This is a genomic window from Pseudomonas sp. GD03858 (genome assembly GCF_029840925.1).
Lineage (GTDB): Bacteria > Pseudomonadota > Gammaproteobacteria > Pseudomonadales > Pseudomonadaceae > Aquipseudomonas.
On sequence record NZ_JAOCDM010000011.1, the window covers coordinates 66,277 to 79,425 of the forward strand.

The 13,149-nt window shown below is 65.5% G+C and carries 15 protein-coding genes; 4 read left to right on the forward strand and 11 right to left on the reverse strand.

What is annotated here, in order from left to right:
- The first annotated feature begins 122 nt into the window (after window positions 1–122).
- Both N5D48_RS05410 and N5D48_RS05415 read left to right on the forward strand, forming a co-directional pair.
- Entirely contained in the window at window positions 123–1,142 is a 1,020-nt protein-coding gene (locus N5D48_RS05410) for an outer membrane protein assembly factor BamD (RefSeq protein ID WP_279881937.1), read from the forward strand.
- Window positions 1,143–1,236: 94 nt separating this feature from the next.
- Window positions 1,237–1,467 carry a PP0621 family protein gene (locus N5D48_RS05415; protein ID WP_279881940.1) on the forward strand — a complete coding sequence of 77 codons (231 nt, stop codon included), beginning with the start codon at window positions 1,237–1,239 and terminating at the stop codon, window positions 1,465–1,467.
- Window positions 1,468–1,623: 156 nt separating this feature from the next.
- Here N5D48_RS05415 and thiO read toward each other — a convergent pair whose 3' ends face one another.
- Genes thiO through N5D48_RS05440 form a run of 5 tightly spaced genes read right to left on the reverse strand, consistent with a single transcriptional unit; the run spans window position 1,624 to window position 4,645 of the window.
- Window positions 1,624–2,721 (reverse strand): glycine oxidase ThiO, encoded by a 1,098-nt coding sequence (thiO, locus tag N5D48_RS05420; RefSeq protein ID WP_279881942.1) that lies wholly within the window; start codon window positions 2,719–2,721, stop codon window positions 1,624–1,626.
- Between the two features lie 53 nt (window positions 2,722–2,774).
- Complete coding sequence (locus tag N5D48_RS05425) at window positions 2,775–3,173, reverse strand: type IV pilin protein (RefSeq protein ID WP_279881944.1); 399 nt, start codon at window positions 3,171–3,173, stop codon at window positions 2,775–2,777.
- 1 nt (window position 3,174) lies between these two features.
- A complete protein-coding gene (locus N5D48_RS05430; RefSeq protein ID WP_279881947.1) occupies window positions 3,175–3,645 on the reverse strand; it encodes a hypothetical protein in 471 nt (156 codons plus the stop codon).
- The gene (locus N5D48_RS05435) at window positions 3,642–4,289 is read right to left on the reverse strand and encodes a pilus assembly protein PilW (RefSeq protein ID WP_279881950.1); all 648 of its coding nucleotides are present in this window, start codon (window positions 4,287–4,289) and stop codon (window positions 3,642–3,644) included. The genes N5D48_RS05430 and N5D48_RS05435 overlap by 4 nt, the downstream gene beginning before the upstream one ends.
- Window positions 4,286–4,645: a prepilin-type N-terminal cleavage/methylation domain-containing protein gene (locus N5D48_RS05440; protein ID WP_279881953.1), complete on the reverse strand. Its 360-nt coding sequence runs from the start codon at window positions 4,643–4,645 to the stop codon at window positions 4,286–4,288. The genes N5D48_RS05435 and N5D48_RS05440 overlap by 4 nt, the downstream gene beginning before the upstream one ends.
- A 145-nt stretch (window positions 4,646–4,790) precedes the next feature.
- Here N5D48_RS05440 and N5D48_RS05445 point away from each other — a divergent pair, with 145 nt between their 5' ends.
- On the forward strand, window positions 4,791–5,231 hold the full coding sequence (locus tag N5D48_RS05445; protein ID WP_279881956.1) for a GspH/FimT family protein: 441 nt from the start codon (window positions 4,791–4,793) through the stop codon (window positions 5,229–5,231).
- 1 nt (window position 5,232) lies between these two features.
- Here N5D48_RS05445 and ispH read toward each other — a convergent pair whose 3' ends face one another.
- The 6 genes from ispH to murJ all read right to left on the reverse strand — a co-directional run bounded on the left by ispH (window position 5,233) and on the right by murJ (window position 12,568).
- The gene (ispH, locus tag N5D48_RS05450; protein ID WP_279881959.1) at window positions 5,233–6,180 is read right to left on the reverse strand and encodes a 4-hydroxy-3-methylbut-2-enyl diphosphate reductase; all 948 of its coding nucleotides are present in this window, start codon (window positions 6,178–6,180) and stop codon (window positions 5,233–5,235) included.
- Between the two features lie 14 nt (window positions 6,181–6,194).
- A complete protein-coding gene (gene fkpB / locus N5D48_RS05455) occupies window positions 6,195–6,632 on the reverse strand; it encodes an FKBP-type peptidyl-prolyl cis-trans isomerase (protein ID WP_279881962.1) in 438 nt (145 codons plus the stop codon).
- The gene (lspA, locus tag N5D48_RS05460; protein ID WP_279881964.1) at window positions 6,625–7,140 is read right to left on the reverse strand and encodes a signal peptidase II; all 516 of its coding nucleotides are present in this window, start codon (window positions 7,138–7,140) and stop codon (window positions 6,625–6,627) included. Before lspA ends, fkpB begins: the two co-directional genes overlap by 8 nt.
- Entirely contained in the window at window positions 7,133–9,964 is a 2,832-nt protein-coding gene (gene ileS / locus N5D48_RS05465) for an isoleucine--tRNA ligase (protein ID WP_279881967.1), read from the reverse strand. Before ileS ends, lspA begins: the two co-directional genes overlap by 8 nt.
- Window positions 9,961–10,911, reverse strand: coding sequence for a bifunctional riboflavin kinase/FAD synthetase (gene ribF / locus N5D48_RS05470; protein ID WP_279881970.1), 951 nt, complete (start codon window positions 10,909–10,911; stop codon window positions 9,961–9,963). The genes ileS and ribF overlap by 4 nt, the downstream gene beginning before the upstream one ends.
- Window positions 10,912–11,029: 118 nt before the next feature.
- Complete coding sequence (murJ, locus tag N5D48_RS05475; protein ID WP_279881973.1) at window positions 11,030–12,568, reverse strand: murein biosynthesis integral membrane protein MurJ; 1,539 nt, start codon at window positions 12,566–12,568, stop codon at window positions 11,030–11,032.
- A gap of 250 nt (window positions 12,569–12,818) precedes the next feature.
- Between murJ and rpsT the strand changes: the two genes are divergently transcribed.
- On the forward strand, window positions 12,819–13,097 hold the full coding sequence (gene rpsT, locus N5D48_RS05480) for a 30S ribosomal protein S20 (RefSeq protein WP_003247625.1): 279 nt from the start codon (window positions 12,819–12,821) through the stop codon (window positions 13,095–13,097).
- The last annotated feature ends 52 nt before the right edge of the window (window positions 13,098–13,149 follow it).

The window sequence follows — 13,149 nt, forward strand, 5'->3', positions numbered from 1 at the left end:
GGTTTCGGCTGCGCGCTTGTGGTTAAATACGGCTTCTTTTGCCCCGGGGTTTGGCCGGGGGCGCTCATCATAACAGGACGGCACCGCCCAAGACAGCGGCCGTCAAAGGGACGCAAGCCGCCATGCAAGTGAAACACCTGCTGCTGATCGCCATCCTCGGGCTCACCGCTGCCTGTTCCTCGAACAAGGAAGTCATTGACGAGAACCTCAGCGAGGCCGAGCTGTACCAGCAGGCGCAGGCCGACCTGGACAACTCCAGCTATACCAGCGCCGTGAACAAGCTCAAGGCCCTGGAATCGCGCTATCCGTTCGGCCGCTACGCCGACCAGGCCCAGCTCGAGCTGATCTACGCCAACTACAAGAACTCCGAGCCCGAGGCCGCCAAATCCGCCGCCGAGCGCTTCATCCGCCTGCACCCGCAGCACCCGAACGTCGACTACGCCTACTACCTCAAGGGCCTGACTTCGTTCGACCAGGACCGCGGCCTGCTGGCGCGCTTCCTGCCGCTGGACATGACCAAGCGTGACCCGGGCGCCGCCCGCGACTCGTACAACGAGTTCGCCCAGCTGACCAGCCGCTTCCCCAACAGCCGCTACGCCCCGGACGCCAAGCAGCGCATGATCTACCTGCGCAACCTGCTGGCCGCCTACGAAATCCACGTGGCCAACTACTACCTGAGCCGCGAAGCCTACGTGGCCGCCGCCAACCGTGGCCGCTACGTGGTGGAGAACTTCCAGGAAACCCCGTCGGTGGGCGATGGCCTGGCGGTGATGGTCGAGTCGTACCAGCGCATGCACCTGGACGAGCTGGCCGCCACCAGCCTTGAAACGCTCAAGCTCAACTACCCGGACCACCCAAGCCTGGTCGATGGCCAGTTCGTCACCAAGGTGGACGAGAGCGGCAATCGCTCCTGGCTGTCCAAGGCCACCCTGGGCCTGATCGAGACCGACACGCCACTGCCGCCGGGCGAGACCCGTGCCAACCAGGACGTGGTCAAGCAATTCCAGGACGCCCGTTCGGAAATGCCAGCCGAGCTGCTGCCCAAGGACGAGAACGGCGACCCGATCCTGCCGGAAGGGCCGAAAGGCGCCGAGGAAGAACGCTCGTGGTTCAGCTACATGACCTTCGGTCTGTTCGACTGATCCACGCCGCGACACGAAAGGGAGGCCCGAGGCCTCCCTTTTTTATTGGCAGCGTCCTAGACTGTCGGCTTCTTTTCTCGACAAGCTGGACACCATGGTTCGCCTACTCTTCTGGATCGCCCTGATCGCCGCCGCGTTCTGGCTGTGGCGCAAGTTCAAAGCCTCTCAGCAATCGCCTGCCGAGCCGCGCCTGCAGGACCCGCTGAAGATGGTGCGCTGCGCCCATTGCGGCGTGCACCTGCCCAACGACCGGGCGTTGCAGCGTGGCCAGGAGTGGTACTGCAGCCAGCAGCATCTGGAGCAAGGGCCAGGCCAGCAACGCTGACCAACGCCTTACACGATCCCTGTAGGAGCGGCCTTGTGTCGCGAAAGGGCTGCGCAGCAGCCCCAGGGTTTCAGCGTTGACGCAAAGATTGTCGGGGCCGCCCTGCGGCCCTTTCGCGACACAAGGCCGCTCCTACAGGGGAGGAGAACGGCAAACTCAGCCCAACCGCCCCTCAGGCGCATACGGCGCCGGGTCAATGATCGGCTCGGCCCCTGTCAGCAAGTCGGTGAACAGCTGGCACGACGCCGGCGCCAGCACCAGCCCGTTGCGGTAGTGCCCGCAGTTCAGCCACAACCCTGCCTGCCCCGGCACCTTGCCGATATACGGGATGCCTTCCGGCGACCCTGGGCGCAGGCCGGCCCAGTGCCCGACCACCTCGGCATCCGCCAGGGCCGGCAACAACTCCAGCGCCGAAGCCTTCAGGCTCTCCAGCGCATCGCCAGTCGGGGTCTTGTCGTAACCGGCATGTTCCAAGGTGCTGCCCACCAGAATGTGTCCATCCCGACGCGGGATCGCATAGCGGCCTTTGGCCAGGACCATGCTCGGCAGGAAGTCCTCGGCGCACTTGAACAGGATCATCTGGCCCTTCACCGGTTCCACCGGCAGCGTCAGCCCAAGGGTGCGCAGCAGGTCACCGCTCCAGGCACCGGCACTGAGCACCACATCGTCAGCGGCAATCACGCCTTTCTCGGTCTGCACACCAACGACGCGCTCACCTTCATGGACGAAACCCGTGATCTGGCAATGCTCGCGCAGGGTCACGTTCGGCAACGCCTGCAGCGCGGCCTTGAGCGACTTCACCAGCCGCGGGTTGCGCACGTTGGCCACGCCCGCCATGTAGATGGCATGGCGGTAACCCGGGCCGAGCACTGGCACGGCGTCGTAGGCCGCCGAAATATCCACCGCGCTGAGCGGGCGATGCTCGCGCGTCGCCCAGGCCAGGGCCTCGGCCTCGTCGTCCAGATCCAGCCAGTACAGCCCGGTGGTGTGCACCTCAGGATCGACACCGGTGCTGGCGAACAGGCGCTCGCCCAGCTGTGGATAAAAATCCTGCGACCAGTGCGCCAGCGCGGTCACCGCCGGGCTGTAGCGCCACGGATACAGCGGCGAAATGATGCCGCCACCGGCCCAGGACGACTCACGCCCCACTTCGCCCTGGTCGCACACCACCACACGGTCGACCTCGGCCGCCAGGTTGAACGCCGTCAGCAGGCCGATGACTCCACCGCCGACAATCACTACTTGCTTGCTCATCGTTCGATCCAACATCTGAAGTAATTCCACGGTGCGCGGGCACCTCATGCGCTTCAGCTGCCCCAGCATGCGTCACTGCTTTCACCGCTGCCCGGGTTGTCGCGCCCGCCGCTCTGATCCAGGCGAAAGTCGCCGCAGCGGTCGTCGGCCATGAAGGCCTGCGGCAAGCGCGTGGCGAGCAACTGGAAACCGTCGTTGTCGCGTCGGGCCTGCAGGCGGTAGTAGCGATTGCCAGCGGGTAACGTCGTGGTCAGCTGCTCGGTGTCGGCATAACCGCCCGCGCGCACCCGATGCTGCTCCAGGCGCAACGCCGCGTCCTGCAGCAGGCCGACCACCTCGCTGCGCGCGGCGCGCCGCAGCTGGTCGCTGTAGCTGGGGTAGGCAATGGCTGCCAGCATGCCGATCACGGCCACGACAATCAATAACTCGATCAGACCAAGACCGCGCTGCATGTCAGTCGCCCTCCAAACGCTGGCGCCAGCTGACCCGGGTGACGCTGGCCATGTCATCAACGGCATACACCGCTTCCAATAGCTGACGAGCACGGACCTGGCGACTGACGGCAGTCACCCGCACCAGCGTCAGGCGCTCGCCCGGCGGCATGCCTGCGACACGCGTACTAGGCCCAAGGGTCTGCAGCAGGACGAAGCCACTGCCGGTACGCAACCAGGGCAAGGACGGTTGCTCGCCCGGCTGGCCTGGCGGCTGGCACAGCAGGCATGGCGCAGGCACACCGTTGGCCAACAGGGCGGCGCCCTCGAACAGGCTCGACTCCGCCTGCTCGAAGGCCTGGGCGACGGCCAGTTGCTCGCCCAGCTGGCGTTGCTGCAGCAACCCTTCGCGCAGTGCCACGCTGGCCAGCAGGCCAAGCACCAGGCTCAAGGTGAGCGCCAGCAGCAGCACCACGCCACGCTGCCGGGTCATGTCCCGGTTCGCCCGTTGCGCAGGGCGACGCTCACCGCATGCCGCTGCTCGAGCAAGTGCTGCCGATCGAACAGCGTCAGGCGGATATCCAGGCGCTCGCCCTCGCGCTCCCGCACCCGGTGTACCTCCAGCGCGCGCACGTTGTCGACCAGCGCGGCGTGCTGCGCATTGCTGGTGAGCATGAGGCTGCCGTTGCGCACGCGGTAGCTCACCCGGCGCACGGGCAAGGCCAGCCACTGGCCCTCCCCCACATGCTGCCCCCGTAGCACCTTGGCCCAGCTGCGGCAGTCGCTGAGCACCGTCCAGTCGGGCGGCCCGAGCAGCCCCGGCAGCTGTGCGCCAATCAGGGTGAGGCCGTCGTCGCTGATCTCGATGGGGTGGGCGAACGCCTGGGCGCTGGCAGGATCGTCGAAATCCGCGGCCTCAAGGCTCAGACAACCGAACATGCCGGCCTGGCGGACATCCTCGACCAATCGCTGCAAGGCCAGGCGCGCATCGTCCTGCAGGCGAGCCGACGCGCCCTGCAGGCGCGAGGCGTGATGGGCCGAGACGAACACCTGGCCGGTGACCGCCAGCAGCATGGCGCCAAGCGCCAGGGCCAGCAACGCCTCCATCAGGCCGAACCCGGTCTGCCGGTACCTCATGGCGCGACCCGGCCTTGCAGGCTCAATGCCTGGCGCTGTTCTCCCGTGCCGGGCCAATCGAGCTCCACCGACAGCATGCCCGCCGACAGGCTCAGGTGCCCTTGCGCCGAGGCGCCCAGCTGCCGGATCACCTGGGCCTGCCACGCCGCCTGCGCGCCGGCATCGAGCGAACCCGCCGCCCTGCCCTGCTCCAGCATGCCCTGGGCGAGCTGCAGCGCCTGGCCCGAAAGCCGTGCGCCCTCGGTCGCCTGCATGCCACGCAACTGCAAGGCCGCCGATGCGAACAGGCCCAGCGCCAGCACCGTCATCGCCAGCAAGATCTCCAGCAGGGTCATGCCCCCTTCCCTTGCACGCATCGCCCCTCCTGGGATCTTTCCTCGCCCGATAGCCGAACCGGCCGACTGGCGCCCATGCCACTCTGCCCGGAAGCTACAGCGAAGCACTTCCCGGGAGGAATGCACGGTGAGGCAACAAGGGGTAACACTGATACAAATGATGTGCATGCTGGCCGTGGCGAGCCTTCTGACCCACCTGGGATTGACGACCTACAGAAACTTCAGCGAAGAACAGCATCTGGCGGCGGTGGCCAGGGAGCTGGAGCAGGCCTTGCGCGCGGCGCGCAACCAGGCGGCACTGTTGCGTAGGGCGGTGCTGGTCGAACCACTGGAAGGCGACTGGGGCAAGGGCTGGCGCTCGTCGCAGGAGCGCGATGGCCAGTTGCTGGCCGAGCAGCGCCTGAGCAGGCCGGTGTCGATCAGCGCCACCTCCGCCAGGGCGGTGAGGTTCAGCGGTCGGGGGGCACCGTTGGGTATCGGCTTCGGCGGCACCACGCTGGACATCTGCCAGCGCGCCACCCTCGACAGTCGTCATCAGGTGGTGCTGAGCCCTACCGGCCGGGTCAGCCTGCGCAGCGACGGAGGCCGCCGCTGTGCAGGTGGCTGAGTCAGATCAGCGAGCGAACCCGCAGTTCCTTGGGCATGGAGAAGGTGATGTTCTCCTCGCGCCCGTCGAGCTCTTCGGCGCCGGTGGCGCCCCAGGCCTTGAGCTGCTCGATCACGCCACGCACCAGTACCTCGGGGGCCGAGGCGCCGGCGGTGATGCCGATGCGCTCGACACCGTCGAACCAGCCACGCTGCAGGTCTTCGGCGCCGTCGATCAGGTAGGCTGGCGTGCTCATGCGCTCGGCCAGCTCGCGCAGGCGGTTGGAGTTGGAGCTGTTGGGGCTGCCGACCACCAGCACCACGTCGCACTCGTCGGCCAGCTGCTTGACGGCGTCCTGGCGGTTCTGCGTGGCGTAGCAGATGTCGTCCTTGCGCGGGCCACCGATGTTCGGGAAGCGCGCGCGCAGGGCGTCGATCACCCGGCTGGTGTCGTCCATCGACAGGGTGGTCTGGGTGACGAAGGCCAGGTGCTCAGGATTACGCACTTGCAGGTTGGCGACGTCCTTCTCGTCTTCGACGAGATAGATGCTGCCGCCGTTGCTGGCGTCATACTGCCCCATGGTGCCCTCGACTTCCGGGTGCCCTTCATGGCCGATGAGGATGGTCTCACGCCCATCGCGGCTGTACTTGGCGACCTCGATGTGCACCTTGGTCACCAGCGGGCAGGTGGCGTCGAACACTTTCAGACCACGGCCGGCGGCCTCCTGGCGTACCGCTTGCGAGACGCCATGGGCGCTGAAGATGACGATGACGTCGTCCGGTACCTGGTCGAGTTCTTCGACGAACACCGCGCCACGGTTGCGCAGGTCCTCGACCACGAACTTGTTGTGCACCACTTCGTGACGCACGTAGATCGGTGGTCCGAAGACTTCCAGGGCACGGTTGACGATCTCGATCGCCCGGTCGACCCCCGCGCAGAAGCCGCGCGGGTTGGCGAGTTTGATTTGCATGCTCGGCTCCAGGCTCACACGGCCTTCACGTCGAGGATCTCCACCTCGAAGTTCAGGGTCTTGCCAGCCAGTGGATGGTTGAAGTCGATGGTCACCTGGTGCTCGTCGAACGCTTTCACCACACCTGGCAGCTCGGTGTTGGCGGCGTCGTTGAAGATCACCAGCAGCCCTTCGGACAGTTCCATGCCCTCGAACTGCGAACGCGGCATCACCTGCACGTTCTGCGGGTTGTGCTGGCCGAAGGCGTGCTCCGGCGCCAGGCTCAGTTTGCGCTTGTCGCCGGCCTTGAAGCCGAACAGCGCGGTCTCGAAGCCCGGCAGCAGGTTGCCGTCGCCGACCTTGAACGTGGCCGGGGCCTTGTCGAAGGTGCTGTCGACGGTGTCGCCGTTTTCCAGGTGCAGCGCGAAGTGCAGGGTGACTTCGGTGTTCTGGCCGATACGGGTGTCAGTCATGGACGGCTTCCTCGGACTTCTTGCTCTTGAACATGTCCAGCGCCAGCATCACCGCGCCTACGGTGATGGCGCTGTCGGCCAGGTTGAAGGCCGGGAAGTACCAGCGGTTCTGCCAGTGCACCAGGATGAAGTCGACCACGTGGCCCAGCACGATGCGGTCGTACAGATTGCCCAGCGCGCCGCCCAGCACCAGTGCCAGGGCAACGGCCAGCCAGGTCTCGTTGCGCCCCAGGCGCTTGAGCCAGACCACCAGCACGGCGCTGACCACCACGGCGATCAGGGCGAACAGCCAGCGCTGCCAGCCGGAGCTGTCGGCCAGGAAGCTGAACGCGGCACCGGTGTTGTAGGCCAGGGTCCAGCTGAAGTAGTCGGGGATGACCACGATCTGCTGGTACATGCTCAGCGAGCTGTCGAAGTACAGCTTGGTGGCCTGGTCGAGGACCAGCACCACCAGGCTCAGCCAGAGCCAGGCAAGGCGCCCGAAGCGCCCCGCGGGAGCGTTAGGCATAGTGGCGCACCTCACCGGAACCACTCAGGTTGTCCACGCAACGACCGCAGATCTCCGGGTGCTCCGGGTGGCTGCCGACGTCGGCGCGGAAGTGCCAGCAACGGCCGCACTTGGCATGACCGGACTTGACGACTTTCAGCTTGAGGCCTTCGACTTCGGTTGTCACCGCGTCGGCCGGGGCCTGGACGAACGGCACCACGCTGGCGGCCGAGGTGATCAGCACGAAGCGCAGCTCGTCGCCGAGCTTGTTCAGGTCGGCGGTCAGGCCTTCTTCGGCGAACAGGGTGACTTCGGCCTGCAGGTTGCCGCCAATGACCTTGGCGGTGCGCTGGTTCTCCAGCTCCTTGTTGACCGCGGCCTTGACCGCCATCACGCGATCCCAGTAGGCGCGATCCAGCTCGGTGCCTTCCGGCAGCTCGGTCAGGCCCTGGTACCAGGTGTTGAGCATCACCGACTCGTTGCGCTCGCCCGGCAGGTACTGCCAGATCTCGTCGGCGGTGAACGCCAGGATCGGCGCGATCCAGCGCACCAGCGCCTCGCTGATGTGGTACAGCGCGGTCTGGCAGGAGCGGCGGGCGACACTGTTGGCGCCGGTGGTGTACTGGCGGTCCTTGATGATGTCGAGGTAGAAGCCGCCCAGCTCTTGCACGCAGAAGTTGTGCACCTTGGAGTACACGTTCCAGAAACGGTACTCGCTGTAGTGCTCTTCCAGCTCGCGCTGCAGCAGCAGGGTGCGGTCGACCGCCCAGCGGTCCAGGGCCAGCATGTCGTCCGCCGGCAGCAGGTCGCGGGCCGGGTCGAAGCCGGACAGGTTGGAGAGCAGGAAGCGCGCGGTGTTGCGGATACGCCGGTAGGCGTCGGCGCTGCGCTGCAGGATCTGCTCGGAAACCGCCATCTCGCCGGAGTAGTCGGTGGCCGAGACCCAAAGGCGCAGGATGTCGGCGCCCAGGGTATCGTTGACCTTCTGCGGCTCGATGGTGTTGCCCAGCGACTTGGACATCTTGCGGCCGTTCTCGTCCACGGTGAAGCCGTGGGTCAGCAGCTCGCGGTACGGCGCGTGGCCGTCGATGGCGCAACCGGTCAGCAAGGATGAGTGGAACCAGCCGCGGTGCTGGTCGGAGCCTTCCAGGTACAGGTCGGCGCGCGGGCCGGTGGCGTGACCGATGTCATGGGAGCCGCGCAGCACGTGCCAGTGGGTGGTACCGGAGTCGAACCACACATCGAGGGTGTCGGTGATCTTGTCGTACTGGCCGGCCTCGTCACCGAGCAGCTCGGCGGCGTCGAGCTTGAACCAGGCCTCGATGCCTTCTTTTTCGACGCGCTGGGCCACGGCTTCCATCAGCTCGACGGTGCGTGGGTGCAGCTCGCCGGTCTGCTTGTCGAGGAAGAACGGAATCGGTACGCCCCAGTTACGCTGACGCGAGATGCACCAGTCCGGACGGTTGGCGATCATCGAGTGCAGGCGCGCCTGGCCCCAGGCCGGGACGAACTTGGTCTCTTCGATGGCCTTGAGCGCGCGCTCGCGCAGCGGCTCGCCGGTGCTTGGCTGCTTGTCCATGCCGACGAACCACTGCGCGGTGGCGCGGTAGATCAGCGGGGTCTTGTGGCGCCAGCAGTGCATGTAGCTGTGGCTGATGGTTTCGGTGTGCATCAGCGCGCCGACTTCGCTGAGCTTGTCGACGATGGCCGGGTTGGCCTTCCAGATGAACTGGCCGCCAAAGAACGGCAGCGACTCGACGTACACGCCGTTGCTCTGCACCGGGGTGAGGATGTCGTCGTTGACCATGCCGTAGCGCTTGCAGGTGACGAAGTCGTCTTCACCATAAGCTGGCGAGGAGTGAACCACGCCGGTGCCGGCGCCCAGTTCGACGTAGTCGGCCAGATAGATCGGCGACAGGCGGTCGTAGAACGGGTGACGGAAGTTGATCAGCTCCAGGGCCGAGCCCGGCGCGGTGGCGATGATCGAACCTTCGAGGTTGTAGCGCTTGAGGCACGACTCGACCAGTTCCTCGGCCAGCACCAGCAGGCGCTCGCCGGTATCGACCAGGGCGTACTTGAAGTCCGGGTGGATGTTCAGCGCCTGGTTGGCCGGGATGGTCCACGGGGTGGTGGTCCAGATCACGATGGCGGCGGGCTTGGCCAGCGAGGCCAGACCGAAGGCGGCGGCCAGCTTGTCGGCATCGGCGACCGGGAAGGCCACGTCGATGGTCTGGGACTTCTTGTCGGCGTACTCGACCTCGGCTTCAGCGAGCGCCGAACCGCAATCGAAGCACCAGTTCACAGGCTTGAGGCCCTTGAACACGAAACCTTGCTTGACCATCTCGGCCAGGGCGCGGATTTCCCCGGCCTCGTTGGCGAAGTTCATGGTCTTGTACGGGTTGTCCCAGTCGCCCAGCACGCCCAGGCGGATGAACTCGGTCTTCTGCCCTTCGATCTGCTCGGCGGCGTACTCGCGGCACAGCTCGCGGGTGCGATCGGCGGTCAGGTGCTTGCCGTGGGTGACCTCGACCTTGTGCTCGATCGGCAGGCCGTGGCAGTCCCAGCCCGGGACATAAGGCGCATCGAAGCCCGACAGGGTCTTGGAGCGGACGATCATGTCCTTGAGAATCTTGTTCAGCGCATGACCGATGTGGATCTTGCCGTTGGCATAGGGCGGGCCGTCGTGCAGGACGAACTTCGGACGATCCTTGCCAATCTCGCGCAGCTTACCGTACAGGCCAATGCTGTCCCAGCGCTGCAGGATCTGCGGTTCGCGCTGAGGCAGGCCGGCCTTCATGGGGAAGGCGGTGTCCGGAAGGTTAAGCGTGGCTTTGTAGTCGGTCATTTCAGGCTCTTCGTTAGCGGTTGAGCGTGCCAATGGGCACGTGCGGCGGCGATGTCCGCGTCGATCGCCGACTTCAGCGCCTCCAGGGAGGCGAATCGCTGCTCTTCACGCAGCTTGTGGTGGAATTCCACCGTCAGGCGCCGGCCATACAGGTCGCCGGCGTAGTCCAGGAGATGAATCTCCAGGTGAGGACGCCCGTCACCGGCGACGGTGGGGCGCACTCCAATATTGCCGACACCCGGCCAGTGCTTGCCGTCGATCTCGATGCTGGCCAGGTAGACCCCGGACAGCGGCACGCGGCGGCGCTTGAGCTGGATATTGGCGGTCGGGGTGCCGAGCTGGCGCGCCAGCTTCTGGCCGTGCAGCACGCGGCCGGTGATGCGATAAGGGCGGCCCAGCAGGTGCTCGGCCAGCTCGAAGTCACCCTCGGCCAGGGCCTTGCGCACTTCGGTGCTGCTGACGCGCAGGCCATCCTGGATCACGGTGTTGGCCGCCTCGACGGTGAAACCATGATGCTTGCCAGCCTCGGTGAGGAAGGCGAAATCGCCGGCGCGGTCGCAGCCGAAGCGAAAATCGTCGCCCACTTCGAGGTGACGCACACCCAGGCCATCGACCAGCACTGCCTTGACGAACTGCTCGGCGCTGAGCTTGCTCAGGCGCTGGTTGAACGACAGGCACAGCACCCGGTCGATGCCCTCGCCGGCCAGCAGCTCGACCTTGTCACGCAGACGCGCCAGGCGCGCCGGAGCGCTGTCCGGGGCGAAGTATTCGCGGGGCTGCGGCTCGAAGATCACCACGCAGGTGGGCAGGCCCAGTTCCTGGCCGCGTTCGCGCAGGCGCGCGAGAATCGCCTGGTGACCCCGGTGGACCCCGTCGAAGTTGCCAATGGTGGCGACACAGCCCCGGTGCTCGGGGCGCAGGTTGTGAAGACCTCGAACCAGCTGCATAACGCGCTTCTTGCTCATAAAGTGGCCGATTATAACCACACCCGGGCGCTGACGACAGGCAGCAGCGCCACCATGGGGCGTGGAATGTGAAAAACCGACGCCTGACCCTTTTCCCGCCTCAGTGCAGGGCTTTGCGGGCGAAATGCCGCGGACGGAAACCACACAGGTACAGGCAACCGAAATAGGTCACCACGCCCGCCAGGATCAGGGCGCCCAGACGCACAAAGCGCTCGAGCATGTTGCCCTGCTCCCAGGCCGGCAGGTAGTGCATGCCCAGCAACAGCACGCCCGACATCAAGCTGACCGCCAGCACCAGCTTCGACAGGAACAGCGCCCAGCCCGGCTGCGGCTGGAACAACTGCTGGCTGCGCAGTTTCCAGAACAGCAGGCTGGCATTCAGGCATGCGCCCAAGCTGATCGCCAGGGCCAGCCCGGCGTGGGCCAGCGGGCCGATCAGGGCCAGGTTGAACAACTGGGTGCAGACCAGGGTAAAGACCGCGATCTTCACCGGCGTGCGGATATTCTGCTGGGCATAGAAGCCAGGTGCCAGCACTTTGACCAGGATGATCGCCAGCAGGCCCACCGAATAGGCGATCAGCGCACGCTGGGTCATGGCCGCGTCGAAGGCGCTGAACTTGCCGTACTGGAACAGCGCCACGGTCAGCGGCTCGGCCAGGATCGCCAGGGCCAGGGTGCAGGGCAGCACCAGCAGGAAACACAGGCGCAGGCCCCAGTCGAGGATGCGCGAGTACTCTTCACGGTCCTTGTTGGCGTAGGTCTTGGCCAGGGTCGGCAGCAAGATCGTGCCCAGGGCCACCCCCAGCACGCCGGACGGCAGCTCCATCAGGCGGTCGGCGTAGTACATCCACGACACCGAGCCCGCCACCAGGAACGAGGCGAAGATGGTGTTGATGATCAGCGAGATCTGGCTCACCGAGACCCCGAGAATGGCTGGCAGCATCTGCTTGAGCACGCGCCATACGCCGGTATCGCGCAGGTTGAGCCGTGGCAGCACGAGCATGCCGATCTTCTTCAGCGCCGGCAGCTGGTACAGCAACTGCGCCAGGCCGCCCACCAGCACGCCCCACCCCAGGGCCATGATCGGCGGGTCGAAGTAAGGTGTCAGCAGCACGGCGAAGGCGATCATGGCCACGTTGAGCAGCGTGGGCGTGAAGGCCGGGACCGTGAAGCGGTTCCAGGTGTTGAGGATCGCGCCGACCAGCGACGACAGCGAGATCAGCAATATATAAGGAAAGGTCACCCGCAGCAGCGAGGTGGTCAGCTCGTATTTCTCGGCGCTGTCGACGAAACCCGGCGCGGTGGCCCAGACCACCCAGGGCGCGGCGAGGATGCCCACGACGGTGACCAGGGCCAGGACCAGGGTCAGCAGGCCGCTGACGTAGGCGATGAAGGTGCGCGTGGCCTCCTCGCCCTGCTGGGTCTTGTATTCGGCCAGGATGGGCACGAATGCCTGGGAGAACGCGCCTTCGGCGAAGATTCGCCGCAGCAGGTTGGGCAGTTTGAAGGCGATGAAGAAGGCGTCGGTGGCGATGCCGGCACCGAAGACCCGGGCCAGGATGGTGTCGCGCACGAAGCCTAGCACCCGGGAAATCATGGTGATGGAACTGACCGCGGCCAGGGATTTGAGCAGGTTCATCGAAAAGTTTCACGCCAGGGGACAGAGGACGCTGCCAGAGCGCGTCCGAATGTGCGATACTCCCGCGCCTTCGCAGGGGAGCCAAAAATTCCCGAGTTTACAGGTCGCGTCGCAGAAAGGAATCTTTCCGCTCGTTGCCCCACCATTCGGCGGAACCCTGCAGGTGGCCTTGACATCCGTTCGACTCATCGGCATGATTCGCGGCCTATTTTGTTTGCTATTTACCTAAAGTCTTTCGAGGAGCTCGACGGTGGCCAACACACCTTCCGCCAAGAAACGTGCAAAACAGGCTGAGAAGCGTCGCAGCCACAACGCCAGCCTGCGTTCCATGGTCCGCACCTACATCAAGAATGTAGTCAAGGCCATCGACGCAAAAGACGCCGAAAAAGCGCAAGCCGCCTACGTTCTGGCTGTACCTGTAATCGACCGTATGGCCGACAAAGGTATCATCCACAAGAACAAGGCTGCTCGCCACAAAGGCCGTCTGAATGGCCACATCAAGGCGCTGAAAGAAGCTGCAGCTGCCTAAGCGACGTTCTTGTCGAAAAAACCGACCCTAGGGTCGGTTTTTTTATGCCTGT